This is a genomic window from Dokdonella sp., assembly GCF_035703485.1.
Taxonomy (GTDB): Bacteria; Pseudomonadota; Gammaproteobacteria; order Xanthomonadales; family Rhodanobacteraceae; genus Dokdonella.
On record NZ_DASSYD010000047.1, the window covers coordinates 13,336 to 39,504 of the forward strand.

Sequence of the window (26,169 nt, forward strand, 5' to 3'; positions counted from 1 at the left end):
GACCACTGCCCATCCACCTGGAGCACTGCCATGCGCACGATCCTGATATTCACCATGCTGGGCCTGGCGGGTCTGGGCTCCAACGCGACGGCAAGCGACCGCATCTTCGCCAACGGCTTCGAACCTTGCTGCACCCTGGGCGGTGAAGTGAGTGGTTTGAGTAGTAGTGGCCTGGTGCTGCATCTGGCCGCGGGTGCGGTCAGCGAGAACAAGAACCTCGCTGCCAACGGTGGCCAACCGCAGCTTTACACCTTTGCCAAAACCGCATCCACCGGCAGCGCCTACACGGTGACCATCACCACCCAACCCGGTGGCCAGATCTGCACGTTGAGCAACGCCAGCGGCAGTATCGGCAGCACGCCCGTCGATGACATCAACGTGACCTGTGTCGCCGGCCCGCCCGATCTGAACTGGGATGACGGCGCATGGGATGACGCTGACTGGCAATGATCGATACGGCGACGGCAGCCTGCCGTCGCCGCAGGTTCCGCAATCAACAGGGTCATTGAATAGCAGAAACGGTTAACCTTGGTGCATGACCCGCATCCTCATCGCCGATGACCATCCACTGTTTCGTCTCGCCCTCGTGCAGGCGGTCAGCAACCTTGAAGACGATATCGAAATTGTCGAAGCGGACGGGCTCGAGTCGGCACGCGATGCGCTGAACGCAGAGCGCTCGATCGATCTCGTCCTGCTCGATCTTCACATGCCCGGCTGTCACGGCCTGATGGGTCTGCTCAGTCTGCGCAGCGAGTTCCCATCGGTTGCCGTGATCATGATCTCGGCCAATGACGATCCCGTCGTCATGCGCCGTGCCATCACTTACGGAGCGGCCGGCTTCATTCCCAAGCGCAGCGGCATCACCGAGATCCAGAAGATGCTGCGTTCGGTCATCGCCTGCGAGAACCCGGCGCCGCTACCCTTGCTCGATCGTCACGATACCGACGCCGCGCAAGATCGCGAACTCGCCACGCGACTGGCTTCGTTGAGCCCGCAGCAATTGCGCGTGTTGTCGCTGGTCGCCGAGGGCCTGCTCAACAAGCAGATCGCCGACCGTCTCGATATCCAGGAGCGCACGGTCAAGGCGCACATGAGCGCCGTGTTCGAACGCCTCGGCGTCAGCAATCGCACGCAAGCCAGCGTGTTGCTGCGCTCGCTCGAAATCATCGATCCATCGCGCTCGGTCGACGACTGACAAGAACAATCCGATCGGCTGCGATTTTACATCGCCTTGGTCAACCCTCACTCCATTGAGTGCATTGGCTGATTTTCAAAGCCCGAGACAAAGATCCGATCAGGATCCTCTTGCGCCAACTCCCCCAGCCAGGCCAGTGCCAGACGGGTGAATTTGCGCGCATGCAACGCCTGACTGCCGCTGTTCGCCCATGTATCGGACGTCGAGTGGATCCAGGGGTTGTCCTCGCCAAACGCCGCCTCGAACGGAAACGAGGCCGCATAGCCGTGCTGGGTCCATGACGCATGATCCGAGCAAGCGTAGTTGCATTCACTATGTGCCACCAGCAGGCTCGGCAGGTAGGTCGCGACAAGTTGCACCAGAAAGTCATTCTGCTGCGCATCCGTGTAGTCGTCGATGAGGGTGATGTCGGCATCTGAACCGTTGTAGTTGGTCATGTCCAGTTGCAGCACGCCCACTACATCACGCTGGTTGTTGGCATAGTCGGTGGCCAGGTAGGCCGATCCCAGTAATCCGACTTCCTCGCCGGAATAAGCCATCAGGTGAATGCTGCGCTGCGGATGGAAATCATGCGCGACGATTGCACGCAACACTTCGCTGAGTCCGGCCACACCCGAGGCATCATCATCCGCACCCGGTGCCCGCGCATTGATTTGCGAGGCCCCACCCGCGTCCCTCCAGTTGACCGAATCGAGGTGTGCGCCGAGGACGAGAATCTGCCCGGGCAAATCGGTGCCCTCGATAGTCAATACCACGCTGGGCATGGCATCGGCGCCGCGATACACCTTGTTCACTTGAATGTCGCTGCGACCGGCCGCGATCAACTGCCACTGCGCTACCAGCCAGTCCGCCGCCTGGGCGCCATGGCTACCGTTGTAGTAGCGATTCTGGAAGGCAGACAAGCTCTGGATATCGGCACCAATACGGCTGTCGGAGACATCGGCGAGCATGGGCAGCACGCGGACTTGCTGATCAATGTCATAGCCAGGCCGAGTGGGCGTGATGGCGGGGGACGATGGCTCCAGCCAGGCCAGCGCATCGGCCAGCGAAGCATGCGCGACAAAGCCGCCGCAGTGATGCAATTCCCGGTGTACGGCAGCGGCCAGGGCATTACGCTCATCGAGGCTGACGCGGACTACAAGGACGGGTTCGGAAATCGCGACCGGCATTCGCCGGCTTTCGATTGCACGCGAGGCCTGTACCTGGACCTGCGGATTGATCTGCTGCATCAATTGGAAAGCCGGCTCGCCGAGGGTAAGCCAGACACCGTCGGGCACAGCAGCACGAGCTGTACCGAGGCCGAAACAAATAAAGAGTAGTACCGCAACGCAGTTTTTCATCGCAGGATGCCAGGGCAGGAACACGAGACAGGATAAGGCAACGCTGACCGGGGTGCACAATCGTCACGATACCTGTCTGTGCACACCTCCATGCAATGTTTTCCGACGGTCTGTTCCACACGCGACTCTCGCTTCCGGCATCCATGCAACAGAGTTCAGCGCCGCACAAGGGACGACAGGTTTGAGCCGATGCGGAAACTTGGGAGATGCAGCTTCCCGAGACACCATCATTCAAGCGGCATCGCGCAAGCGGTCGCCTGTGGATCCCATTGCGGATGTCAGCGCCTGATCGAGATCAGCCCAGAGATCATCGACATGCTCGATGCCGACTGACAGACGCAGCAGCCCTGCGGTGATTCCGTGCTTTTCGCGCGTTTGTTCGTCGACCACGCGATGAGTGAGTCCGGCCGGATGCTGGATCAGGCTGTCGACCGAACCAAGACTGACTGCTGGCGTGATCAGCTTGACCGCCGCCATGGTTGCAGCCGCCGCCTCAAATCCGCCATGCAGTTCCATTGCCATCAATGCACCGGGCCCGCGCATCTGCGCAGCGTCGCCATTGCCGATCAGTTCGCCCTGCTCGCTCCCGGCGATGCCGGGAAAATAGACTCTGGAGACCGCCGCATGCTTTTTCAGTCGTTCGGCGATTTCAACCGCATTGGCTTGCGCCCGCTCGACGCGAAGTGCCAGCGTGGCCAGACCGCGATGCAACAGATAGGCACCGAGCGGGTGCAGCAAGGCGCCCGTCAAGGCACGCATCTGACGCAGGGCATGAGCATCCTGGTCAGCGCAGCAGACAACGCCGGCGATTACATCACCGTGACCACCAAGAAATTTGGTTGCACTGTGCACGACGTAGCGCGCGCCGAGTGCCGCCGGGTTTTGCAGGATCGGTGTGGCAAAGGTCGAATCGACCATCACCGGCACATCGCCAGCGGCCGCGACGACGGCACGGATGTCGACCAGCTTGAGGGTCGGATTGGCCGGCGTCTCGACGATGATCAGGGAGGTGTCGTCACGTCGCTTCGCCGCGATCTGATCGACGGTGACAAATTCGGCTTCGAGCCCGAGTGCGCCACAGGCGAGCAGATGATCGGCGCTGCCGTAGATCGGGCGCACCACCAGCACATGCGAACCCGCTGCGCGACGGCTCAGCAACAAGGCCGTCAATGCGGCCATGCCGGATCCGAATGCCACGCAGCTCTCGGTGCCCTCAAGTTCGGCAATGGCCTGTTCGGTGCGTGCCACGGTGGGATTGTGCAGACGCGCGTAGATCGGGTTTTCCGCATGCGCCGCGCCACCGACCAGGGCATCGAAACTGGCCGTCCCTGCAGCCAGGTCGTGGACCGGATAGGTGGTCGACAGATCAATCGGCGAGGCATGGACTCCGAGCTCGGCAAAGTCGTCGCGGCCAGCGTGCACGCTGCAGGTTTCGATACGGCGCATTGGATCCTCCAGGGCGAATATGTTTCAAATGATCGCCCATGATGAAACAATTGACGGCATGTTGGGCGTGAGCCGAATTTAATTCTGAAACTGAGGATGCTTGTGATGCTCGACCGAACAGACATCGAATTGCTGCGGCTGTTGCGGAAGAATGCACGACTGCCAAACAAGACCCTCGCCGAAAAGACCGGGATTGCCCAATCCACGGCACTCGAACGCGTCCGTCGTTTGCGCGAATCCGGCGTCCTCGAGGGCTATCACGCCGAGGTACTGCCGGCGGCCATCGGCATCGGTCTGCAGGTCATGGTGGCGGTGCGCATGAGCCGCCATTCGCGCGAACTCATCGACAGCTTCGTCGCCCACATGAGCAAGCAGCCGGAAATCCTCGCCCACTACCATGTCGCCGGTGCCGACGATTTCCTCGTCCATCTCGTTGCCCGCGATGCCGATCATCTGCGCGAGCTGACCATGAGCATCTTCACCGAACGCGAGGAAGTCGCCCACATCCAGACCAATCTGATCTTCGCCTTTCAGCGCAATACCGATCTGCCAATCTATCTGGACACGGCGGAGGAATAAGTAGACTCCGCGTATCTTTGTCATTGTTCAGTCAGTCGATCTCTCCCAATCGAGGACATCACAAGTCGGCCTCAGGTTGGACCGTCGCTACTGGCGCCGGCGCGTCCCAGCCGCCGCCGAGCGCCTTGTACAACGCCACCAGCTCGATGGCGGCAGCCGTGTGCGCGTGTACGCTCGCTGTTTCTGCTTCGAACAGCAGACGCTCGGCGGCCAGCAGCTCGACCCGTGCGATGTCACCGGCTGCGTAACGCGCGCTGGCGTGATCGTGGCTGCGGCGCGAGGCTTGCAGCGCCAGCTGACGACGTTCCAGTGAGTCGAGGCCGGCGCGGTAGTCACCCAGCGCACGCTCGGCGTCACCCAACGCGGTCAGTACGGCCTGCTCATAGGCCAGCGCGGCCTGGCGTTCGGCGGCCTCACGGGCACGGATCTCCGCGCGCACGCGACCGCCGTCGAACAACCGCCAGGAAATCAGCGGCAGGATCGAGAAGCGCGTGCTCGATGCGTCGAACCAGTCACCGCTGTCGAGGGCCTGGAATCCGCCGCCGGCGCCAATCGACAGTTTCGGAAACAGCTCGGCCGTGGCCACACCGATATCGGCCGTGCTGGCAGCGAGACGCCGCTCGGCCGCCACGACATCCGGTCGGCGACGCAGCACATCGGCGCGCTCACCGACCGGCAAGGGCAGCAATGCGAGTGGCACTGGTGCGGCATCCAGCAGAGCCAGTTCACGCTCCGGCGGCGCGCCCAGCAGCACACCGAGGCTGAGCACGGCGGCGCGCTGGCGCGCCTCGATGCCCGGCAGCGCGGCGTTGGCTGTCGCCCACTGTGCGTAGGCGGTGTCGACATCGGCGGCGGCAACATCTCCCTGAGCCAGACGCTGGCGGGTCAGTTCGAGCGACTGCTGCAGCGTCTCCAGCGTTGCCCGCTGTATGCGCAGCTCGTTCCCGGCACCGACCGCGTTGAACCGGGCGCGGGCCACTTCGGCAACGATGCGCATGCGCACGCCTTGTGCTTCGGCTTCGGTCGCTTGCAGTCTTGCGCTGGAACTCTCCAGTGCACGCTGCCTGGCGCCAAACAGATCGGCCTCCCAGGCTGCATCAAAGCCGGCGTCATAAATGGTCTGCTCGGCCTCAAGACCGGGAATGGAGCCAACCGGCAGCGGGCCGTTCTGGCTTTGCCCACGCCGGTTGACGCTAGTTCCGAGCGTCACCAGCGGCGCCTGATTGCCGGCTACGCGATCACGCAGCGCGCGCGCCTCGTCGATGCGTGCTGCGGCTTGGCGCAGATCGAGGTTTTGCGTCAGGGCCGTGTCGATCAGGCGTTCGAGCACCGGATCGCCGAGCGTTGCCCACCAGCGCGCAAGGTCCACCGGCGCGCTCGCGGCGGCGACCGGCCGGGTCCAGCCTTCGCCGGTATCGACAGGCGGCGGCGCGCGATATTCGGGGCCGACCGCACAGGCGCTCAGCAGCGCGCTGGCCAGCACCAGCGCGGCACTTCGCGAGCACCCGCGCGATCGCTGCAGCGAGTCGACAAAGTGGTTTGTTTTCATATATTTGCGCTGTTTCATTGCAGTCGTCCTCGAACGAATACGGTGGCCATCGTCAGCGATACCAGAGCAATGATCGCCAGCGGCCAGAGGCTGGCGAGGATGTCGCTGAGTGGCAGCGCCTTGAGGAAGCTGCCCTGCACGATGATCAGGAAGTGGGTAAGCGGAATGGCCTGCGCCAGCCATTGCAGCAACAGCGGCATGTTTTCCACCGGCGTCGCGAAACCCGACATCAGCACCGCCGGCACGCCGATGGCGAAGGCGCCAAGAATGGCTTGCTGCTGGGTGGCACTGACCGCGGAAATCATCAGGCCGATACCGACCACGGAAAGAATGAACAGCACCAGGCTGAGCAGCAGCAACCAGAACGACCCGCTGAAAGGGATCTGGAACAGCACGATCGCTGCGCTGATCATCATCAATCCAAGGATCGTGCCGATGGCCAGTGCCGGCAGCGATTTGGAAACGATGATTTCCGGCGTCGTGGTCGGTGAAACCAGTAGCTGGTCGAACGTGCCCAATTCGCGCTCGCGGGCAATCGAGAGCGAGGTAATCAGCAAGGCGCTGAAAAACGCCAGAATGCCGGACAGACCGGGCACGATGAACCAGCGGTAGGTCAGGTTGGGATTGAACCAGTTGCGTACCACCACCGGCGCCGCAGGCGCAGCCTCGGCTGCGACCTCGGCACCCACCTCGGCGGCGATGGCGGACAGATAGCTGACCGTGATCTGGCCCGAATTGCTGCGCCGCCCGTCGACCAGCACCTGCACCTGAGCACTGCCGCCCGCGGCGATGGTGCGGGAGAAATCCACCGGGATATCGAGCGCGGCGATCACCCTGCCCTGGTCGATCAAGCCGCGCAGTTCCCGGCTGTCGGTCACATGATGGATCTGGTTGATGAACTCGGCGCGGTCCAGGCGGGAAACCAGTTCGTGCGCCCAGCGGCCGGCATCCTGGCCATGCACGGCAATATCCACATTGCGCACTTCCAGCGTGGCGGCGAAGGCGAAGATCAGCAACTGCGCCAGCGGTGGCACGAATACCACCATCCGGCTGCGCGGATCACGCAGGATGCTGAGCACTTCCTTGATGAACTGGGCGCGCAGCCGGGTGAAGTCGAAGATGCTGGATACGTGTGCCATGCGCCTACTCCAGGTTCTTGCGCGTGGCGCGCTTGGCCAGCACGAAAAAGAACACGCCAATGGCGGCCATGGCCAACAGATTCGGCAAGAGTACCGCCCAGACATCGCCCGCCAGAAATATTGTTTTCAAGGAAGAGACGAAATAGCGCGCCGGAACAAACAAGGTAATGAACCGGATCGGCGCCGGCATGGCGTCGATCTCATAGAGGAATCCCGACAGCATGAAAGCCGGCAGGAAACCGGAGAACAGGGCAATCTGCGCGGCCAGGAACTGGTTGCGCGTCACTGAGGAGATCAGCAGGCCCTGGCCCAGTGCGGGCACCATGAATACTGCCGAAAGCAGCAGCAACGCGGCCAGCGATCCACGCAATGGCACGTCGAACACGAACACCGCCAGCGCCGCCGCAGCCAGCGTGGCGAGCATGCCGAGCACGAAGTACGGCAGCAGCTTGCCGATCAGGATTTCCACCACCGACGCCGGTGTCGACAACACCGCTTCCATGGTGCCGCGCTCCCATTCGCGCGCCACCACCAGCGCGGTGAGCATGGTGCCGATGATGGTCATGATGATGGCGATGGCGCCGGGCACGAGTGAGCGACGGCTTTCCAGCTCCGCATTGAACCAGTAGCGCGGCTCGAGTACGACGGCGGCCGAAGGTGTTTCCGCACCGAGCCCGGCACGCCAGGTCTGCACGACGCCCTGGCTGTAGTTGGCCACGTAGTTGGCGGTATTCGGCTGCGAGCCGTCGGTGATGACTTGTATCAGTGGCCGACCGCCGCGCTCGCTCAGGCGACGCTCGAAATCCTGCGGGATCACCACGAAGCCACGCAGCTTGCCCGATACGACCTGCCCTTCCACTTCGCGCCGATCCTGCGCAAAGGTCACATCCAGATAGCGGGTGCCGGCGAATGCCGCGGCGAGATCCTGGGCAGAAGCGGACGCAGATTCCAGCACAACGCCGATGCGCACGTTGCGCACGTCCAGCGACACCGCGAAGGCAAACAGAAACAGCAGCACCACCGGCAACACGAAGGCAATCAGCAAGGTCGATGGATCGCGTATCGCCTGCAGACTTTCCTTGCGCACCAGGGCCATCAGCCGTTGCGGATCGAAACGGCGCATGGCGGCGGCCGACAGCGGGTCGCTGTGGCGCGGACGGATTGCGCCGCTCATGCCGCCGCCTCGCTTTGCGCTTCGTCGGCCAGATCGGCGGACTCGACCAGATGAATGAAGGCGTCTTCCATGGTCGGATCGGGTCGCTCGGCGCTGACCGCACCGCGCTTGAGTGCGTCAGGCGTGTCCAGGGCAATCAGCCGCGCACGAAACAGCATCGCCACGCGGTCGCAGTACTCGGCCTCGTCCATGAAGTGGGTGGTGACCATGATCGTCACGCCCTTGCGCGCGAGGCCGTTGATGTGGGTCCAGAATTCGCGCCGCGTGATCGGATCGACGCCTGAAGTCGGCTCGTCCAGAAACAGTACCGGAGGCCGATGCATGACCGCGCAAGCCAGCGCCAGGCGCTGCTTGAAGCCCAACGGCAACGAGTCCGGCGCCGCCGACAGCCAGGGCTGCAGGCCGAAGGTTTCAATCATCTCCTCGATGCGCGTGCGCCGCGTCTCGCCTTCGAGCCCGTACACGCCGGCGGAGAACTCCAGGTTCTGGCGCACCGAGAGCAGGCCGTAGAGAGAAAACTTCTGCGCCATGTAGCCAAGCTGGGCCTTGGCCGCGCCGGTCGCCCGACGCAGATCCAGGCCAACCACGTGCGCCTCGCCCTCGGTCGGCTTGAGCAGTCCGCAAAGCATCTTGAAAGTGGTCGATTTGCCTGCGCCGTTGGGGCCGAGCAAGCCGAAGATTTCGCCTTTGCGCACCTCGAAGCTGACGTTGTCGGTGGCGGTGAAATCACCGAAGCGCTTGCTCAGGTTGCGGCAGGAAACGGCGATGTCCGATTCGAGCTGCACTTCGGGCAGGCGCTCGGCCAGCGCCGAAGTGCCGCCAGGGCCGCCACCCAGAAGATCGATGAAGGCATCCTCGAATCGGGGCGGCACCGCGGCCAGTCGTGCACCGACGCGGTCGGCCAGCGCCTGGATCTGTTGCCTGTCGGCGTCGGCACGCAACACCACACGCACGCCTGCGCCCTGGATCACGCCATCACCGATACTGTCCAGATTCAGCGCTTCGGCGAGTACCGCACGGCGCTGGTCGCCCACTTCCTCAAGCCGAAAACTGCGCTCCTTGAGACGTCCGGTCAGCTCTGCGGGCGGACCGTCGTAGGCCAGCTGTCCCTCATTGAGCAACAACACGCTGTCGCAGCGCTCGGCTTCGTCAAGATAGGCGGTGGACCAGACCACGGCCATGCCCTCGTCGGTCAACGCCTGCACCATGCGCCACAGATCCTGACGGCTGACCGGGTCGACACCGACACTGGGTTCGTCGAGCAGAAGCACCGCCGGTCGTGCCATCAGCGCGCAGGCCAGGCCCAGTTTCTGTTTCATGCCGCCGGACAGTTTTCCGGCCAGGCGCCTGGTGAACGGGCCGAGGCGGGTGAAGTCGAGCAACTCGGCGAACAGGTCGGTGTGCTGATCGGCATTCGTGCCGCGCAACTGCGCATACAGGCGCATGTTTTCCATCACCGACAGGTCTTCGTACAGACCAAAACGCTGCGGCATGTAGCCGCTGGCCACGTGGATGGCATCGTTGTCCTCGACCACGTCGAAACCGGCCAGGGTGACGTGGCCGGCATTCGGTACCAGCAGGCCGGTCATGATGCGCATCAGGGTGGTCTTGCCGGCGCCGTCGGGGCCGACCAGACCGGTCAGTTGACCGTAGTGGATGCGTGCGCTGAGGCCACGCAATGCCTGCGTGTCGCCGAAATGCTTGTCCACCTGGTCAATGACGACGGCAGGCTCGCGCTCTGCATCGGTCGATACGGCGGACCCGGTGTTGCGGGCGGGCATTTCAGGAACCCTGTCTGCGCGCGCCGGCGACTGCCGCGACTGCCCGGGTATCAACTTCGATGGTTACCGGCATGCCCTGGCGCAAGGCGGCATCGGCACTGGTCTGGTCAATCACGATGCGCAGGCGATAGACCAGGTCGGTGCGCAGCTCCGTGGTTTCCACCGTCTTCGGTGTGAACTCGGCGCGCGGCGAGATGAAACCAATTTGCCCGCGATAGATCTTGTCGGAAGAATCACTGTGCACGCGGACCACGGTTCCGGGCGCGATGCGTCCCAGATCCGGCTCGCTGATGTAGGCCCGCACATACACCGGCGCATCCAGGCTCAGGCTGTAGACCGTGCTTTGGCTGGCGACCATGCTGCCCGGCTCACGCACCCGTGCGATCACGGTGCCGGCGCTCGGTGCCAGCAGTTCGGTATCCGCCAGGGCAGTGGCAGCCTGGGCACGTGCCGCCTCCGCAGCGGCCAGTTGCGCTTCGCCGGCAGCGATGTCTTCGCTGCGAAAGCCTTCGGTGGCCTGCGACAGCGCAGCCCTGGCGGCCTTGACGCCGGCGGCGGCCTGATCACGTGCGGAGCGAACCGTGTCGACCGTTCGCTGGCTGCTTGCGCCCGATGCGAGCAGGCTGCTCTGGCGGCGATAGTTGCGCTCGGCGTCGCTGGCCACGGCCAATGCCTGGTTCAAAGCCGCCTGTGCCTGGGTGATCTCCTGCGGGCGCAATCCACGACGTAGCTTGGCCAACTCCGCCTGCGCTACTTCCACGGACGCTTCGGCCACTGCGAGCGCTTCCTGATAAGGCTGGGCATCGAGTGCCGCCATACGCACACCCAGTTCGACTGAATCGCCCTCATCGAACGCCATCTGTGCCACGCGCCCAGGTTGGCGGAAGGCCAGTTGCACCTCACGGATGTCGACGTTGCCGTATAGCAGCAGCGGGCCGGCATCCTTGTCCGCACGCTGCATCCACCACCATCCTGCGCCAAGCGCGACGATGACAACGGCGGCGATGACGATGACCCGCTTGCCAGCGCTGGAAAGACTGCTGATTTTCATTGCCTGGTCTCCGTGAATTCAACCGATGTACCGGACTGACTGATCGTTGGAACCTCGCGACCGCGTGCGTGGCAGGCGCTCATGGCATCGCTCCGATGCCGCGCCGGTAGATGGCAAACACGCGCGGCGCGTCATGTCCGATACCTGCCACGTCACCTTTCAGCAGCGACTGCATCACCAGCCCCTGGATGGTGCCGATGAAGAGCACTGCCGCTGCCTCCACATCCAGCCCGGCATCCAGCTCACCTTGTACCTTGCCGGCCTCAAGCAACTTCCGCAGCAACGCTGAATAGTGCTGTGTCAGGGTCTGCACCATCTTCTTCGGAATAGTCTCTCCCGGGCGCTGCAGTTCGCCGAACAGCATCCTCGGTACACCGGGGTGTTCGGAGACGAATTCGATGTGCGTCATGAACACCGCTTGCAGGGCTGCGAGTGGAGACGCCGCGCCTTCTGCGGCCTTGTTGACCCGCGCCAGCAGGCGTTCCGAGACCCATGACATGACCGCCTGCAGAATCGCGTCCTTGCTCGGGAAGTGGCGAAAAATTGCGCCCTGAGTCAACCCCATACGCTGCGCGATGGCCGCGGTCGTGATGTCACTGGGATTCTGCTCCGCGGCCAGATCGACCACGGCTTCCACGGTGGCCGCACGCCGCGCATCAGCCGGGAGGTATTTGGGTTGCTCACTCATGGGTTTGCCAGGTCGAAAGAAAGTAATCGATTACTATCTTAGACGCGGGACAGACTGCGCGCAAGAGGGCCATCCAAAGAGAAGCCATCTTGCCCGAGAGGAGTATCAGGGCAGCATCAATGCCAGGCGCGCTGGCGCCAGCTGGTCGAGCTCACATCACGGCTAACAGGCTGCTGGCAGCCAGTCGGACTTGACTCGGCTGGGCTGCTAAAGCCGTTTGGCGAATCAGTCGCGGTAGCACTGCAGGCGATCGACTTCGTCACCCGGCTTCTTCAACCCGTGGTGCTGGCCGGGGTAGATGACCAGTCGGGTTTCGATATCGAGACTGCCGAGTACCTGATACACCTGCTTGGATTTCATCAGCGCCACTTTGAAACCCTCTTCGCCGCAAAGGAACAGGGTCGGTATTCTGATTCGGTCGGCGTGGAAGAATCGCGCCGAGCTGCTCGGGACCGATCAGTCCGCTCGGGACAGAATGATCGACGCTGACGAGCATTTCGACGACCTCATGCACCGCTGATGGCAGCCGCGTGCAGCGTCGCTCAGGAGGGCTTTGGCGCCTCGGGCCAGTAGTAGGAATCCGGATAGGCACGCGTACCGAAAATCGCCGTGCCGATACGCACCTCGGTCGCGCCTTCGGCAATGGCGAGCGGAAAATCGCCGCTCATGCCCATCGACAGGCGTGGCACATCGTGACCCTGTGTCAGCGCCGCGTCACGTAGTTCGCGCAGCATGCGAAAACATGCACGAACCTCACTCTCGTCATCGGAATGCACGGCCAGGGTCATCAGGCCACGCACGTGCAGCGTGTCGAAGTCACGCAAGGTATCGAGAAACGCTGGCAACTGATCGGGTGGCAGGCCGTACTTGGTTTCCTCGGTCGAGGTCTTGACCTGAACCAGTACATCGAGCGTACGTTCCTCGATCTGCAAGCGCTTGTGCAAGGCTTCGGCGAGTTCCAGCCGATCCAGCGACTGCACCTCGCTGGCCATGCGCGCGACCTCTTTCGCCTTGTTGGTTTGCAGATGGCCGATCATGATCCAGTTGATCGCACAATCGGCCAGCGGCTCGAACTTGGCCTTGATTTCCTGCACCTTGTTCTCGCCGAAGCGATGTTGACCAAGGGCCACCGCCTCGCGGATGACATCAACGGAAAAGGTTTTGCTGACCGGCAGGATGGAAACTTCCGACGGATCACGTCCCGCAGCTCGGCACGCCACATCGACGCGCTCGCGGACCTCATTCCAGCGTGCGGCCAAGCCGTCGCCAGTCCTTTCCTGATTCATGCTCATCCTTTCCATCTGGGTGCCATCACAAGCACGATCAAGGCTCGGCATCCAATTGTTCCTCAAGCCTGCGCTCATCTCGATAGAGATAGAAGTCCATCGCCAGCTTCAGGACAATCACAACCAAAACGAACACGCCCGTGCTGGCAAGTGCCGGCAGCAGTCCAATGGCTACCAGACCCAGCAGGATGGACAGCAGCAAGGCAATCGATCGCTTGAACGGAAAAGCGACGAGTTCGCCAACGCGAACGCTTCGAAATCCTCCAAGGAAAAGGAAGTTGATCGCGAATGAAAGGCCATGACTGGCGACGAATACCAGCGAAACGGCAATCAAAAGCGGGTAGTTCATCAAGACTTCAGTGCCGGCACCGCTTTGACTTGGCAAACTTTCCGCATGGACGACAAAACCGACGGCCGCACCACAGATCGCAAAGAATGCAGAGCTCGTCCCGACGATGATAATGATCGATGCGATCAACGAAACAATCCGCGGAATCTTGATCGAGCTATTCCGATACGGATTGCCGATTATCGAAGCGACAATCAGGCGAAGTGCGCAAAAAACTCCGATCCAGATCGTTTCCCAGCAATACACGATCAGAATCTGGATCAGTGAGAGATCCAGCATCATGGCGATCACCAATACCGCGGCATTGGCGATGATCAAACCGATCGCGCTTAATCCCCGGCGCGCGAGAAACTCTTCTGCGATCGAGGATTTCACGGCGACGTTCAGATCGGCGGACCGGGCGGAATGACCGGCAATGCCCGCAACTTGACCGATTTCGGATCGTCGAGATACTTGCCAATCAGGTTCGCGGCTTCGGCACGGTTCGATGCCTCGCTGCCGCGACCTGCATTCTTCGCCAGCCAGCGCTGCCAACCCTGCAAGCGCGCGCGCACGCCTGCGTCGACCTGGGCATGCAATTTCCCGTCTTCGAGCACATGCAGCAAGGCATCGATGACGACCCAGTTTGCCGCGCTTTGCACTGCCTCGCCGGCAGGCACGCTCGACCCAACATCGCTGCGCTGCCAGGTGCCGCGGAATACCGCATCGAGCACCTCGCCGACACCGGGCTCATCGGCATTGCGCGCGTGCTGCCAGGCGAGACGATTGAGGCGCTCGGGTGCAAACAGAAAGCTTGTCGTCTGCGCGGTCGCGGCTTCGGCCGCCGAGAGCGGATCGAACAGCGGGGTCATGCGCGTAGTGAAATATTCCCGGCTGCGTGCGTATTCGGTTGCCGGTGGCGTGAGCAGATTCAGCACCTGGATTGGCAAGGCCAGCTGTTCGGCGCTCAATGTCCTGACCAGTCGATCGAGTGCCGCGCGCTGTCGATCGGCGCCGACAACTTGCGGGCCGGCCTGATGGTCAGCGGCCTCGGAATAGGCGTACGTCGAACCACCGAGCAGTCGCGCGACCGCTTCGGTCTGATAGCGATGCAGCAGATAGACCGGCACCAGCCGGGCTTCGAGTTCGCCAGCCCGACGCTGCGGTGGCAACACGCCAATCGAAAAACTGTCCAGCGCCTTGCGCCTTACGGCGAGCAGCGAATCGAATGTGGCCAGCGAATCGGCGCCGAAATCCCAGAGCAGGCCATCGACTTCGGCATCGCCCGGCGCACGCGCATCGGCATCGCTGATGTAGCGAAATCCGGCCTTGGCGATGTCGGCACGCAGCTTGGCCAGAGAAGCCTGTTCGGTCCCGGGCGCGAACTGCTGGTAGGCGTGGGCGACGATGAAATCGTCCCATGGACCGACACCGACGCCATAGGCATGGTCGAGATGCAGCGACCCATCGGCATCGAGCTTCAACAGCGGATGCGGGTAGTCCATGACCGAACCGTTGCCGTGTCGGCTGGCGGCAAAATTGTGCGCGAAGCCGAGCGAATGACCGACTTCATGCGCGGCCAATTGGCGCAGGCGCGCGAGGGCCATTTGTTCGGCCTCATTTTTCAACTCGGTCGCATTCGATTTGTCGTAAGGCGCGAGCAGACTTTCGGCAATCAGAATGTCCTGACGTACGCGCTGGGAACCGAGTGTCACCGAACCCTTGATGATCTCACCGGTACGCGGATCGACAATCGCACCGCCATACGACCAGCCACGCGTATAGCGATGCGCCCAGGTGATCAGGCTGTAGCGCACATCCATCGGATCGACGCCTTCGGGCAGCAACTCGACGCGAAATGCATCCTTGAATCCTGCCTTCTCGAACGCGGGCTTCCACCAGTTGGCACCTTCGAGCAGGGCCGAACGGACCGGCTCCGGCGCACCGCGATCGACGTAGAACACGATCGGCTTGCTGACCGCGCTCTGTGCCGCGCCCGGATCAAGCTTGTCCAGACGAAAATGTGGCTGCAGGCGTACATCGATGCTTGACGCGAGCGGCTGCGCGTAATCGTAGTAGCCGATGCTGAAGGCGCCGGACCCCGGATGGTAGGCGCGCGGCTTGAAACCCGGTTCGGGCAAGCGCACCAGACTGAGGTGCTGGCGCACGGTCACGCTTTCCGGATCCGGCGTGACATCGCGGATGTACTCGGCCTCGCCGGGACCCTTGAAGGTCAGCAGCGCTTCGAGTTCGGTGTTGTCCGGAAAGCTTTTCGCATCGGCCAGCGACACCGCGCTGCGCTTGTCGTCGACTTCGTACTTGCCCTGCCCGCTGCGGCCGAGTTGGCGAGCAACGCCATGACGATCCGAAATCAACAAGGAGCTGACATCGATAACCACGCCGCTCTTGCCTTCGCCGATGATGTCGCCGGCCCAGAGCACCGATTCGGCGAATGCCTGGCGCACACTCAGGGCCTCATCCGGATTCGTTGACAGCGCGCGAAAACGCGTGTTGTCCTCGACCAGCAGGACACGCGGCCCGACCCGGCGAAACTCGACCAGCTGCGATCCACCACTTTGGCCGCGATCGAGGCCGATGTCATTGGATCCGACGCCCCAGGGCAGCGAACTGATCAGCAGAAACGGCTTGTCGAATTCCTCCACGCCAAGCAGGACACGACCTGTCGCGCGGTCGCGGTAGACATCGAAAAATCCGCCGATGTGTTCGGTTCCGCGCGTCGCTGATTTGATGTCAGTTGGAGGCGGGCTGACGGCATCCTTCGCCGACTTTGCAACAACGTTCGTCGCCATCAGCGATGAAAAAAAGATAAACAGACAAGCAAATTTGCTGAGTTGCATTTGTCACTCCCCAATGAATGATCCGGGACTTGCCCGAATCAATCGATTACTTGAGCTGATCAGACCTTGCCTATTTCGACTTGAACGCCAAAGTCGCCTGCTCGATGCGCTTGCTGTAAGCATCAAGAACGGCGGCCGTGCGCACCACACCCTGAGTGGCGAGATCCCAGTTCCGATCCTCGATCGACTCACGCACGCTGGGCAAGGTCTTCACGCCATAACCGGTGGTCATGCCGGGCGCATAGATGAAATGCTTGAACCACGGTCGTCCGGGCAAACCCTTCGCGTCGAGCAAGGTTTGCTCCATGCCCTGCAACAAACCGTTAAGATCCGAACGCTGCCTGGCAGACAAGTCCAGTCCAGCCGCCTGAGCCTTTTCCAGCGCGCCGTCATAGGCCTTGGTACTGCGATCAAGACGGACCAGCGCATTGTCGAGCGGAGCAAAATCGATATACGGAACGTTGTCTTCGCGCGCAGGAGGCAGCAGGACTTTGCTCGGATCCGCGGCCAGCTTGAAGGCGCCGCTGTCGAGCAGACTGGCGAGCGCGTTTGTGCGTTCGCGCTCGCTGTCGGCGAGCTTGTGCACCTCATCGGCATAGCGTGCCACGGTCTCGGCGAAATCGCCGAATCGCATCGGCAACACTTCGGCATTGGCTGCTCGCAGCACAATGCGTCCGGCCGTCTGCGACAGCGCAACACCGTAGACGAATCCCGGATCACCAAAGCGCTCGTAGTGATCAAACGAGTCGTAGACGGAATGGTAGACGCCGCCCTGCTCGTCTTCTCCGCCATAACCGATATTCAGTGAGGCGATGCCGACGTGTTGCAGGAATGCGCTGTAGTCGGAACCCGAGCCCATGCCACCGATCGGCAAGTCGCTGCCATTGGCGGCAAGCTTGGCAACCCGCTGGCTTTCCGGGTTCGGGTTTTCAAACGCATCCACCTGTATTGCCGCACGCAGGCGCTGGTCGACACTGACTCCGGTTTGCGGATCACGCACTTCGGCGGCAACCTGGTTGACCAGATGTTGCAGCGAATGACTGCCTTCGGCGCCGAGGAAGCCGCGGCTGTTGGTATCCGAATTCAGATACAGCACGGCCTTTTGCTTGAGCTCCTTGGCATGCGCCTCGACCCACTCGGTGGATCCGAGCAAACCCGGCTCCTCGCCATCCCAACTGGCATAGACGAGGGTTCGTGCAGGCTTCCAACCCTGCTTGAGCAATGCGCCGATAGCTTTCGCTTCGGCCAGCATGGCGACATTGCCGGCCAGTGGATCCCAGGCACCGAATACCCAGCCATCATGATGATTACCGCGCACGATCCACTCATCCGGATTGCTTGCACCACGAATCCTGGCGATCACGTCGTAAGCTGGCTTGCGCGTCCATTCCGACTCGATCTTCATGTGTACTTTCGCCGGCCCGGGGCCGATGTGGTACGTCAACGGCAGGGCACCACGCCAGCTTCTCGGCACGACCTGACCATCCAGCGCGGCCAGCAGCGGTTGCGCATCGGCCCAGGAAATCGGCATCACCGGAATTTTCAGGATCGTCACCGCATCCTCCATCGCCAGGCGCCTGGCATCCGGCGTCGAACCCACGCCCGGGGTCAACGGATCGCCCGGATACAGGATCATGTCGAGCACCGAGCCACGCTGAACGCCATCGGCCGGACGATAGCCGCCCTTCGGATACGCATCACCGGCGAAATAGCCGTCTTCATGCGGATCGGAATAGATCAGACAACCGACCGCACCATGTTCATGGGCGAGTTTCGGTTTGAGTCCGCGCCAACCGTGGCCGTAGCGCGTAATGACGATCTTGCCCTTGACGTCGACGCCGTGGCGGGCGAGCTCCTTGTAGTCATCCGGCATGCCGTAATTGACGTAGACCAGTTCCGCGGTGACATCACCATCGGCGCCGTAAACGTTGTACGGCGGCAAGCTGCCTTCGGTCTTGAACGAGGTCGAATCACCTTCAATGGGCGGCTCATTCAGCGCCGCAGTAAATCGAGTCGGCTCGATGAGTTCGAGTGAGTGCGATTTCGCTGTCGGATAGAGCACGTCGAAGCGCTCGATTTTCGCGTCCCAACCCCACTCCTTGAACTTGGCCAGCATGAACTCGGCGTTCGCCTTGCCATGCGCCGAGCCAAGGTGGTTCGGCTGCGAAGCCATCTGGCGCATCCACTCGCGCTGGTCATCGGCCTTGAGCTCAGCATCGAAGCGTCGCTCCAGCGCACGTTGCGCTGTCGCAGCCGCATCGCTGAAACCAAGCATCGGAGCGGCATCCGCGGAAGCGCGCGCAGCGCTGACGCCACTGCCGACTGTCATCAACATCGGAATCAGGATGGAAAAAATCGTTGGCGTGGCTCGGCGCATGGTCAAACTCCCCGGTTGGACAATCGACAAGCCATCAAGACTACGCCCGCCAACGCGCCGCGCAAAATGCCGATTGGCATGGCCGTCGAAATCAGACGCGAGCGCTGATCGACCCTGCAATCTCCGTGTTGAGGCGATGCTCCGGCGCAGCCGAGCCTGACCCGGGCTGGCCGAAGCCTGGGCGAGCGCTACCGGGTGCCAGCGCCAGCCTTGGCGTTGCTCTTCTGCGAATCAGCTTCAGGCTTGTCGGTCTTGCCTTTCTTTGCGCTGGTTTCTGCCTTGCCTGCAGCCTCCGGCTTGTCCTTTGCGGCCGTCTCTTCGCTTTCCACATCAATCGAGCGCAAGCGAACGTGATCGGCCCAACCGGTCCCTTCATCCATGAGCATGAAACCAACCTCGACCATGTTGGTAGTCGGAGGCGCAACCGATTTGAGAACAACTTCCTTCCAGTCGGTATTGCCGACCATCGGTGCGGCAAGAACCTGGTCAAGAATATTGCTGTAGTTCTTGAAGGTCATGACCATCACCCAACCTTCCTTTCCGACCTTGGCAGTCTTCAACATCGCAGTCATTTCAACCTGCTTGCCACCCAGGTCCTTGCTCTCAACGCGCTGCATGATCAAGCCGTAGACCTGCTCGGCGGTGCGCCGCATGCTGATGCTGCTCTTGCCGTGTGCGGCATTCTTCGTATCTGTCGTGACCTCATAGGCACCCAGGCCGGCGTGCTGGATGCGCGCCCATCCGGGAATGCGCTTGCCTGCGATGGGCTGCTCGAAATCGGCATTCTTGAGGGGAATTTCAGTGGCTGAGACACTGCCTGCAATCAGCAGACTGGCAACGAGCAGGGCAAACCTTGTCATAAAGAACTCCAGATCGGGCCGCTTTATTTGCGGCAAACCACGGTCGAACCCGCTATCTTGGCCGGAAGTTCGACAATCGACAAGCCTGCCGAGCAGACCAGCACGAGCAACAGCGGGCAAGCGCGCCGGTCGACGTCGCGCGATTCAGCCGTCCGATGATCAGACAAGACAAGCCTGTATGAGACACTGCAAACCGGGCACCATTGAATCGCTGTCATGAGTCCTGACCAGAAACCCAACACGCTCGATCCGCAGATACTGGCCCATCTGTCAGCCTATCTCGATCAACCCGAAGAAAAACGCGCAGCCTGGTTGCAACAAAACTGTGGCGACAATCCCCGCCTGATGAAGGCGATGTTGCATATGACCGATGCAGCCGCGGCATGCGGTGACTTCCTCGAAAGCAGCCCAACCGCCACGATGATTCCTGACCGCAGCGGCAAACGCATCGGCCGCTATGAATTGATCAGCGAACTGGGCCGCGGCGGCATGGGTGCGGTCTACCGCGCGCGTCGAGCCGATGGTGCATTCGAACAGGAAGTTGCCATCAAGTTGTTCCTGCAGGATCTGGTCAGCGATTCCGCATTGCAGCGATTCAACGCGGAACGCCAGATCCTTGCCAGTCTCGAAGATCCCGGCATCGCTCGCCTGATCGATGGCGGGACAACCGCCGATGGGACACCATTTGTGGTGATGGAGCTGATCGAGGGCGAGTCGATCACGAAATTCTGCGATCACCAGTCACTCGACTTGCAAGCACGCCTGAAACTTTTCCAGAGTGTTTGCCAGACTCTCGATGTCGCCCACGAAAAAGGCATCGTCCACCGCGACATCAAGCCAGCCAACGTGCTTGCCACCAAGGAAGGCCGCACGGTGCTGGTCGATTTCGGCATCGCCAAGGTATTGCGCGCGAACGAATTTGCCGCGGCGTTGCCGGCGACCGTTCCCGGCCTGACTGCGCTGACACCCGACTACGCCAGCCCCGAACAGATTCGCGGCCAGGAAATCGGCATTGCCAGCGACATCTACTCACTCGGCATTCTTCTTTACGAAATACTGACTGGCTCCAGGCCATACACGACCGTCAGTTTGTCGCCAGGCGAAATCGAACGCAGTGTCTGCGAAACGATTCCACCTGATCCAAGTTCGCGCGTCGCCACCATGCGAGCCAGGCCACCGGCGGGACTCGACGACAACCGAAGGCTACGCAGCAAGTTGCGCGGTGATCTCGACCGAATCGTGATGACGGCTCTGCGCAAGCAACCGGAGCAGCGCTACAAAAGCGCCGCTTCTTTCGCCGCCGACATCGGCCGCTACCTCTCGGGTATGCCGGTCAAGGCGAGGGGTGCTTCCAGTCTTTACCGGGCGAGCAAATTTGTCGCGCGACATCGATTCGTCGTCGCCGCGACTGTCTTTGCCTTTATTGCATTGCTTGGCGGATTGGTTGCCGTCAGCCTGCAGGCACGTGAAGCGCAACGACAACGTGACCTCGCCATGCAGGAAGCCAGTCGGGCCAAGAGTGCCAAGGATTTTCTGGTCGAAATGATCGGTCGCGCCGATCCTTACGAGAACTCCGAATCGGCCACCCTGATCGGTGCCATCAAGCAATCCATTGCCGGTATCGATTCACGCTTCAAGGGTCAGCCGCTGCTCGAAGCCGACATGCGCTACGCCATTGGCTACGCCTTGCAGAATCTTGGCGAAGTCGAGCCCGCCCGCGAACAGATGGAAAAAGCGCTGGCCTTGCGAATGCAGCACGGGTCCAGGCTAGATATCGCAGAGGCCACCGCGGGACTCGGCATCATCGACTGGTGGAAGAGCGATTTCCAGGCGGGCGAAAAGCACTTTCGTGACGCCCTGGATCTGATCGATGTCGATGTCTCGCCACGGGCTACCGTGCTGCGTGTCGACGCCTTGACCAACTTCGCCGGCATGATGATCGATGCCGGCGACTACACGCGCAGCGAAACCATCAGTCGCAAGGCGATTGCCGCAGCCGAGAATTGGCCGGACGCGCCTGCAGCGACGCTGGCTACACTCTGGGGCAACCTGGCGACTGCACAGGAAGGCAACAAGAAGTTCGATGTCGCCGCTACGTCGTTTGAAAAAACCCTGGAAATGCAACGCAAGGCGACTGGCGAAATGAATCCCGCCTATGCCATCGTTTTGAATAATCAGGCGCATCTATTCGCGGATACGGGAAAACTCGACAAAGCCATCGAGAACCTCAAGCAATCCTTGAAGATCCGGCGCCAGACGCTCGGCAAGAACCACCCTCAAACCGCCACAGCGTTGTTCAATCTGGCCCATGTGCAAACCCGGGCTGGTGATTTCGTCGCCGCTGAACGCAATGGACTGGAGGCCCTGAAAATCGCCGAAGACAGTTACAAACCCGGCCATCCGCGCATCGGCAAAGCGCATCAGGCGCTTGCCGACCTCTACCTGAAGACCAACCAGCTTGGCCTGGCACGAAAGCATGCGCTGTACGCACAAACCATCTACAAGAAAGCCGATGGCGTGGATCCCAGCTGGATCGAGGCTGCAAATGCCTTGCTGGAAAAAATTGACAACAAGGAATCGGCTCCGTAGCTGACTGAAGAAATCGCAACACGCAGACAGTCGCGCATGCGCCACATGGTTTCCCGGCGCATGGTCCACTCCAACGAAAACTTGTGAGTATTAAAATGGATCTGTCTGCGGCATTCGTGGCACCCCTGGGGCAGCAGCTTGAGTCCCGCGGATTTCGCCGAGTCCAGGACATGACAAACCTGCGCTGGGTCGGTGAAGTCAATGGCCGTTCCTGCGAGGTGAAGATCACGGTGCAGGGACGTACGCGACACTCAGGCGCGGTTCGCAGTCGCGAGCAGCTGGGCTATCGCCTGCGCATCGAGCTTTCTACGCCGCTGAGCGTTGGATTGTTTTTCGTTCGCGAAGGCTTCGCTCAAAGTCGCTTGGCCCAATGGATCTACCGTCTGCGCAAGCAGGACGTGATTCGCCATGTTCCGGCCAGCTTGAACGGTTTTTGTGTTGTCACCAACGATATCGAGTATGCGCAGCGACTCATCCAGCAACCACTGGCGATGCAGGAAGTCGGCGATCTGCTCAACCGCAAGCGCAGCGCGACACTCGCTGGAAGTGTTTATTTCGGACCGGGCGCAATCTATTACGCGAGCCCGATCGTGCAAGCGGACGATCTCACCCCGGAATGCGTTCTCGATATCAATGAAAAGCTCCGCTCGATCGTCACCGACGCCGAGGTATTGCCACCGCCACAAGTGCCCTGCAGCCCCACGGCCTTGGGGACTCTTTCCAAAAGTCATCCGATCCTTTCGGTGATCCTGATCATGGGTCTTGTGCTTGGCGCGATGCTGATCAGCGCAGGCCTTCTGTTTGCGCTCGCTATCCTGCTGGGCACGATTTTTTAGCAGCCTGTCGAATTTCGCTCAGGCCTCGCATCCGCATCCGAACATCGGATTCTCAACTACCGCGCCAGTTCGCGTGTGTTTCCCAGAATGCGACGCTGCGTCGATACGATTCGGGATCCAGATGTACGCCGGAACCTCCCTCCTCGACACCGAGCGCATTGCGCATCATCGTGATCGGTGCCATCGGGATTTCCTCGGGCTCCATCGTGTACAGACAACCGACGACGCCCCAGTCGGCTTCGATTGTCGTGCCTTCCTTCGCCAGTTGCTCCCGACTGTAGAGAATAGGAATCAGATAGTTGGCGACCGCCGGCTCGACCCCTTCGAACCAGCGCACCAGCACGGCCAGCTCGTCGGAACTGCGCGCTTCGTACGCCGAACGCAGAAGATGTCGGTTTTGATCGGTGATCGGCACGGCAATACAACGCGTCGAGGTCCAGTTGCGGTGAACGTGCAACTTGCAGAATGGTGCATAGCCGTCGAGCACCTTGACCGGCTCAACCGCGTTCAGGCGCTTCTCGAATTCCTCGGCGCTACAGTCCTGAATGGTGTTCCTGCGTGGGCTGCGCGGGAAAAGTCGGGTGCGGGCAAATTCGGTAAGCGTAATTGACACGGTAAACCTGAGAATCGGGAAGGAGCCCGAAGCCTAGCCGATTCCATCAGCATCTTGCAGGCATGCTCACCTTCTTCACTGCATGCCCTCTGAAAGGGCACTGCCAGTCGACCCGGCCCCGCTTCCCCATGCAGAGCATTTGAAGGATGCCGCTGCCTTCCTTTCAGCCAGGCTTTTCGGTCCAATCAAAGAAAGCCAGCACGTCATCGCGTTTGGCCATCGTATCCTTGACCCCAAGATCGATCAGCTCACGGGTGTAACTCGACTCGAACAACAGGTAGCTCGCGAGCGCCGCGCCACGCGCCGATTCACCTCGACCGGAAACGCCGACCGCGCGCAGCAAGGCACGAATCGGCAACGGCAAGCTGCCGATATGCTTTCCAGCCATATCATCGAGCCGCTCACTCGGCGAAATCATCAACAAATCGATCGGCCGCAACGGGGTCTGAGCGAGCGCCTCCGCCGGCAGCAATGCCAGGGTACTGTTGATGCGCTCCAGACGTTCCGCATCCGCGGTCAGGGAATCCAGAAAAATGCTCGACATCGCATGACCCGCGATCTGGGCGAGATTCGGATAGTCAGCGCAACCCGCTCGCGGACCGGGCGGCTCCTGAATGCGTCCGCCGCCGACAACCAGGATTCGGTCCGCGCCGAGATGGATCGCCGACGAGATCGGTGCCGCTTGCCGCATTGAACCATCACCGAAATATTCAATGTGCCCATTGATCGGCAGCGGCACGGCGGGAAACACGAACGGAATCGCGGAAGATGCAAGCAGGTGCTCGGTGCCAATACGGGCACGTACAGCAATCCGCTTCGAACGCGTCCACGGCAGGATGTCTTTGCTCGACTCGTAAAACGTGACATGCAATCCCGAACCATAACTCGATGTGGTAACGGCCAAGCCACGCAATTGTCCTCGCTGCATCAACTCCTGAATGCGTGCAGGCGTGACCCAATCTTTCAGTGATGTCCGCAACGGCGAGTTGTCGAGCAAGGATTGTGGACGTGCGCGCTGCAACGGAGGAATCAGCCAGCCGAACATCAGCATCGTGAGCCAACGCGCACCGGTGCCGAGGATCCCTGGCCAATCCGCACGATAAATGTCGCCAACGCGAAAATTCGCCCAGACCTCGACCAGGTCGGCGACAGCAACATCAAAATCATCCGCCCGCGTGGCCAGAGCCGATGCGTTGATAGCACCTGCCGAGGTACCGGTAATCACCGGAAACGGATTGCCTGCCGAGATGCCCGCTTCGCGTCGGATTTGCGCGATCGCCTTGAGCACGCCCACTTGATAGCCGGCCCGCGCGCCGCCGCCGGTCAATACCAGACCGGTCATCGGCCCGGCAATCGAATTCTCATGTTGCATTGGCAATCCACCTGCTTCGCATTCCGGCTCCGCATCTCTTCCCGTTGGCTACCGAACATTGTAAGACGTCAGTCATTGCGATCAGAACCGGCCCATGTCGGCAGACGATTGAAGTCATCATCGGGCGCAGGCCTTGCTCGCGAACTGCGTGCCTCCGACAGACAGTCGGATGCTGCCCGTTGAGGTGGATTTTCAGCTTGGTGAGGCCCGATCTTCGACGGCTTGCCTGCCCTGCAGATCACTCAGGCGGATTTGCAAGCCAGCCGTATCAAATCCAACAAAGCCGCCGGCCATGCAAGCAAACTGTTACTGTGCGACACCCTTGGAGTAGCGCTTGGTCAGCAATCAGCCTTGCATTGAGTCGCTTGACGCTTCGTCTGCCAAAGAACGTACATCGGGCGCGTGCGGATGAGCTTTCTCAACGATCGGATTGTCGAGTCGATTGCAAAAACCGGCTGCTACGTGGGCGCATCAGTGATCGATGCGGCCTTGGTGATTGCCTTGCGCGGGCGCGTCAGGTTTCTGCAGGCGCGGCATAGTCTCATAGCTGCGCAGGTAGGACGTGCCACGACGCGTTCATCCACGACGGAGTTGCGCGGTGACTCGATCACATGGCTCGATCAGGATGCGCTCGACCCTGCCGAAGTGCGCGCGATGGCAATGATCGACTCGCTTCGAGGCGCCCTCAACGAGGCGCTCTATATCGGCGCGATGGATACCGAATGCCACTACGCGCGCTATCCGGCAGGCGCGTTCTACAAAACTCATCTCGACCGTTTTGGCAATCACGATCTGCGGATTGTTTCACTGGTGTTCTATCTCAATGCCGGTTGGCAGGATCACCAGGGCGGCGAACTGCTGATCCACCATTCCGATCGCGAGTCCGAACGCGTGCTGCCCCGCTGCGGCACGATGGTCGCGTTTCTCAGCGCACAGTTTCCGCATGAGGTATTGCCGGCTACGCGACCACGTCTGGCACTCACCGGCTGGATGCGCCGACGCGCCCTTGTCGGTCAGTAGCAACGCTACTGACTCGCGAGGTTGCAATTTCTGGCAGCAGAAATAGCGAGAGGCCGAATCGGAACATTTACATCCCCAGTCAAAACCA

General features: G+C 61.2%; 21 protein-coding genes and 1 pseudogene. 6 read left to right on the plus strand and 16 right to left on the minus strand.

The genetic code is table 11. The annotated features are described in order from the left end of the window. Window positions 1-30: 30 nt before the first annotated feature. Window positions 31-450 carry a hypothetical protein gene (locus tag VFN25_RS03545; protein WP_325138882.1) on the plus strand — a complete coding sequence of 140 codons (420 nt, stop codon included), beginning with the start codon at window positions 31-33 and terminating at the stop codon, window positions 448-450. 85 nt (window positions 451-535) lie between these two features. Then, complete coding sequence (locus tag VFN25_RS03550; RefSeq protein WP_325138884.1) at window positions 536-1,195, plus strand: response regulator transcription factor; 660 nt, start codon at window positions 536-538, stop codon at window positions 1,193-1,195. Between the two features lie 47 nt (window positions 1,196-1,242). On the opposite strand, the gene VFN25_RS03555 is transcribed toward VFN25_RS03550, so the two are convergent. Both VFN25_RS03555 and VFN25_RS03560 read right to left on the minus strand, forming a co-directional pair. Continuing rightward, window positions 1,243-2,535 carry a M20/M25/M40 family metallo-hydrolase gene (locus tag VFN25_RS03555; RefSeq protein WP_325138885.1) on the minus strand — a complete coding sequence of 431 codons (1,293 nt, stop codon included), beginning with the start codon at window positions 2,533-2,535 and terminating at the stop codon, window positions 1,243-1,245. A 231-nt stretch (window positions 2,536-2,766) separates the two neighbouring features. Then, complete coding sequence (locus VFN25_RS03560) at window positions 2,767-3,981, minus strand: aminotransferase class I/II-fold pyridoxal phosphate-dependent enzyme (protein WP_325138888.1); 1,215 nt, start codon at window positions 3,979-3,981, stop codon at window positions 2,767-2,769. Between the two features lie 105 nt (window positions 3,982-4,086). On the opposite strand from VFN25_RS03560, the gene VFN25_RS03565 reads away from it, so the two are divergent. Continuing rightward, the gene (locus tag VFN25_RS03565) at window positions 4,087-4,560 is read left to right on the plus strand and encodes an Lrp/AsnC family transcriptional regulator (protein ID WP_325138890.1); all 474 of its coding nucleotides are present in this window, start codon (window positions 4,087-4,089) and stop codon (window positions 4,558-4,560) included. Window positions 4,561-4,618: 58 nt separating this feature from the next. Here VFN25_RS03565 and VFN25_RS03570 read toward each other — a convergent pair whose 3' ends face one another. The 12 genes and pseudogenes from VFN25_RS03570 to VFN25_RS03625 form a co-directional block, all read right to left on the minus strand. Next, complete coding sequence (locus tag VFN25_RS03570; RefSeq protein WP_325138893.1) at window positions 4,619-6,127, minus strand: TolC family protein; 1,509 nt, start codon at window positions 6,125-6,127, stop codon at window positions 4,619-4,621. After that, window positions 6,124-7,248 (minus strand): ABC transporter permease, encoded by a 1,125-nt coding sequence (locus VFN25_RS03575; RefSeq protein WP_325138895.1) that lies wholly within the window; start codon window positions 7,246-7,248, stop codon window positions 6,124-6,126. The genes VFN25_RS03570 and VFN25_RS03575 overlap by 4 nt, the downstream gene beginning before the upstream one ends. 4 nt (window positions 7,249-7,252) lie before the next feature. Beyond that, a complete protein-coding gene (locus VFN25_RS03580) occupies window positions 7,253-8,422 on the minus strand; it encodes an ABC transporter permease (RefSeq protein WP_325138897.1) in 1,170 nt (389 codons plus the stop codon). Next, window positions 8,419-10,203, minus strand: coding sequence for an ATP-binding cassette domain-containing protein (locus VFN25_RS03585; RefSeq protein ID WP_325138899.1), 1,785 nt, complete (start codon window positions 10,201-10,203; stop codon window positions 8,419-8,421). The genes VFN25_RS03580 and VFN25_RS03585 overlap by 4 nt, the downstream gene beginning before the upstream one ends. A 1-nt stretch (window position 10,204) precedes the next feature. Continuing rightward, a complete protein-coding gene (hlyD, locus tag VFN25_RS03590) occupies window positions 10,205-11,254 on the minus strand; it encodes a secretion protein HlyD (protein WP_325138901.1) in 1,050 nt (349 codons plus the stop codon). 79 nt (window positions 11,255-11,333) lie between these two features. Then, the gene (locus tag VFN25_RS03595) at window positions 11,334-11,942 is read right to left on the minus strand and encodes a TetR/AcrR family transcriptional regulator (RefSeq protein WP_325138903.1); all 609 of its coding nucleotides are present in this window, start codon (window positions 11,940-11,942) and stop codon (window positions 11,334-11,336) included. Between the two features lie 225 nt (window positions 11,943-12,167). After that, window positions 12,168-12,362 (minus strand): annotated as a pseudogene (locus VFN25_RS03600) (alpha/beta hydrolase family protein); the annotation flags it as partial. Between the two features lie 122 nt (window positions 12,363-12,484). Next, window positions 12,485-13,228 (minus strand): YggS family pyridoxal phosphate-dependent enzyme, encoded by a 744-nt coding sequence (locus VFN25_RS03605; RefSeq protein ID WP_325138905.1) that lies wholly within the window; start codon window positions 13,226-13,228, stop codon window positions 12,485-12,487. Window positions 13,229-13,265: 37 nt separating this feature from the next. Next, complete coding sequence (locus tag VFN25_RS03610) at window positions 13,266-13,952, minus strand: DUF6498-containing protein (protein WP_325138907.1); 687 nt, start codon at window positions 13,950-13,952, stop codon at window positions 13,266-13,268. 8 nt (window positions 13,953-13,960) lie between these two features. Further along, window positions 13,961-16,414 (minus strand): zinc-dependent metalloprotease, encoded by a 2,454-nt coding sequence (locus VFN25_RS03615; RefSeq protein ID WP_325138909.1) that lies wholly within the window; start codon window positions 16,412-16,414, stop codon window positions 13,961-13,963. 70 nt (window positions 16,415-16,484) lie between these two features. Then, the gene (locus tag VFN25_RS03620; RefSeq protein WP_325138911.1) at window positions 16,485-18,791 is read right to left on the minus strand and encodes a transferrin receptor-like dimerization domain-containing protein; all 2,307 of its coding nucleotides are present in this window, start codon (window positions 18,789-18,791) and stop codon (window positions 16,485-16,487) included. A 188-nt stretch (window positions 18,792-18,979) separates the two neighbouring features. Then, a complete protein-coding gene (locus tag VFN25_RS03625) occupies window positions 18,980-19,651 on the minus strand; it encodes a hypothetical protein (protein ID WP_325138913.1) in 672 nt (223 codons plus the stop codon). A 216-nt stretch (window positions 19,652-19,867) separates the two neighbouring features. Here VFN25_RS03625 and VFN25_RS03630 point away from each other — a divergent pair, with 216 nt between their 5' ends. Then, window positions 19,868-22,240, plus strand: a complete 2,373-nt coding sequence (locus VFN25_RS03630) for a serine/threonine-protein kinase (RefSeq protein ID WP_325138915.1) — start codon at window positions 19,868-19,870, stop codon at window positions 22,238-22,240. A gap of 170 nt (window positions 22,241-22,410) precedes the next feature. After that, window positions 22,411-23,076, plus strand: a complete 666-nt coding sequence (locus VFN25_RS03635; protein ID WP_325138917.1) for a hypothetical protein — start codon at window positions 22,411-22,413, stop codon at window positions 23,074-23,076. A 52-nt stretch (window positions 23,077-23,128) separates the two neighbouring features. On the opposite strand, the gene VFN25_RS03640 is transcribed toward VFN25_RS03635, so the two are convergent. Together VFN25_RS03640 and VFN25_RS03645 are read right to left on the minus strand one after the other, a co-directional pair. Beyond that, on the minus strand, window positions 23,129-23,689 hold the full coding sequence (locus tag VFN25_RS03640) for a DUF3228 family protein (protein WP_325138919.1): 561 nt from the start codon (window positions 23,687-23,689) through the stop codon (window positions 23,129-23,131). Window positions 23,690-23,852: 163 nt separating this feature from the next. Further along, window positions 23,853-25,061 carry a patatin-like phospholipase family protein gene (locus VFN25_RS03645; protein ID WP_325138921.1) on the minus strand — a complete coding sequence of 403 codons (1,209 nt, stop codon included), beginning with the start codon at window positions 25,059-25,061 and terminating at the stop codon, window positions 23,853-23,855. Window positions 25,062-25,469: 408 nt separating this feature from the next. On the opposite strand from VFN25_RS03645, the gene VFN25_RS03650 reads away from it, so the two are divergent. Then, the gene (locus VFN25_RS03650) at window positions 25,470-26,081 is read left to right on the plus strand and encodes a 2OG-Fe(II) oxygenase (protein ID WP_325138923.1); all 612 of its coding nucleotides are present in this window, start codon (window positions 25,470-25,472) and stop codon (window positions 26,079-26,081) included. Window positions 26,082-26,169 lie beyond the last annotated feature (88 nt).

Bases quoted from the DNA above. Each gene is read 5' to 3' on its own strand.
- VFN25_RS03585 (WP_325138899.1), bottom strand. From the start codon at position 10,203: ATGCCCGCCCGCAACACCGGGTCCGCCGTATCGACCGATGCAGAGCGC.
- VFN25_RS03565 (WP_325138890.1), top strand. From the start codon at position 4,087: ATGCTCGACCGAACAGACATCGAATTGCTGCGGCTGTTGCGGAAGAAT.
- VFN25_RS03550 (WP_325138884.1), top strand. From the start codon at position 536: ATGACCCGCATCCTCATCGCCGATGACCATCCACTGTTTCGTCTCGCC.
- VFN25_RS03620 (WP_325138911.1), bottom strand. From the start codon at position 18,791: ATGCGCCGAGCCACGCCAACGATTTTTTCCATCCTGATTCCGATGTTG.
- VFN25_RS03625 (WP_325138913.1), bottom strand. From the start codon at position 19,651: ATGACAAGGTTTGCCCTGCTCGTTGCCAGTCTGCTGATTGCAGGCAGT.
- VFN25_RS03635 (WP_325138917.1), top strand. From the start codon at position 22,411: ATGACAAACCTGCGCTGGGTCGGTGAAGTCAATGGCCGTTCCTGCGAG.
- VFN25_RS03615 (WP_325138909.1), bottom strand. From the start codon at position 16,414: ATGCAACTCAGCAAATTTGCTTGTCTGTTTATCTTTTTTTCATCGCTG.
- VFN25_RS03595 (WP_325138903.1), bottom strand. From the start codon at position 11,942: ATGAGTGAGCAACCCAAATACCTCCCGGCTGATGCGCGGCGTGCGGCC.
- VFN25_RS03545 (WP_325138882.1), top strand. From the start codon at position 31: ATGCGCACGATCCTGATATTCACCATGCTGGGCCTGGCGGGTCTGGGC.
- VFN25_RS03580 (WP_325138897.1), bottom strand. From the start codon at position 8,422: ATGAGCGGCGCAATCCGTCCGCGCCACAGCGACCCGCTGTCGGCCGCC.
- VFN25_RS03570 (WP_325138893.1), bottom strand. From the start codon at position 6,127: ATGAAACAGCGCAAATATATGAAAACAAACCACTTTGTCGACTCGCTG.
- VFN25_RS03560 (WP_325138888.1), bottom strand. From the start codon at position 3,981: ATGCGCCGTATCGAAACCTGCAGCGTGCACGCTGGCCGCGACGACTTT.
- hlyD (WP_325138901.1), bottom strand. From the start codon at position 11,254: ATGAAAATCAGCAGTCTTTCCAGCGCTGGCAAGCGGGTCATCGTCATC.
- VFN25_RS03650 (WP_325138923.1), top strand. From the start codon at position 25,470: ATGAGCTTTCTCAACGATCGGATTGTCGAGTCGATTGCAAAAACCGGC.
- VFN25_RS03575 (WP_325138895.1), bottom strand. From the start codon at position 7,248: ATGGCACACGTATCCAGCATCTTCGACTTCACCCGGCTGCGCGCCCAG.
- VFN25_RS03630 (WP_325138915.1), top strand. From the start codon at position 19,868: ATGAGTCCTGACCAGAAACCCAACACGCTCGATCCGCAGATACTGGCC.
- VFN25_RS03605 (WP_325138905.1), bottom strand. From the start codon at position 13,228: ATGAATCAGGAAAGGACTGGCGACGGCTTGGCCGCACGCTGGAATGAG.
- VFN25_RS03645 (WP_325138921.1), bottom strand. From the start codon at position 25,061: ATGCAACATGAGAATTCGATTGCCGGGCCGATGACCGGTCTGGTATTG.
- VFN25_RS03555 (WP_325138885.1), bottom strand. From the start codon at position 2,535: ATGAAAAACTGCGTTGCGGTACTACTCTTTATTTGTTTCGGCCTCGGT.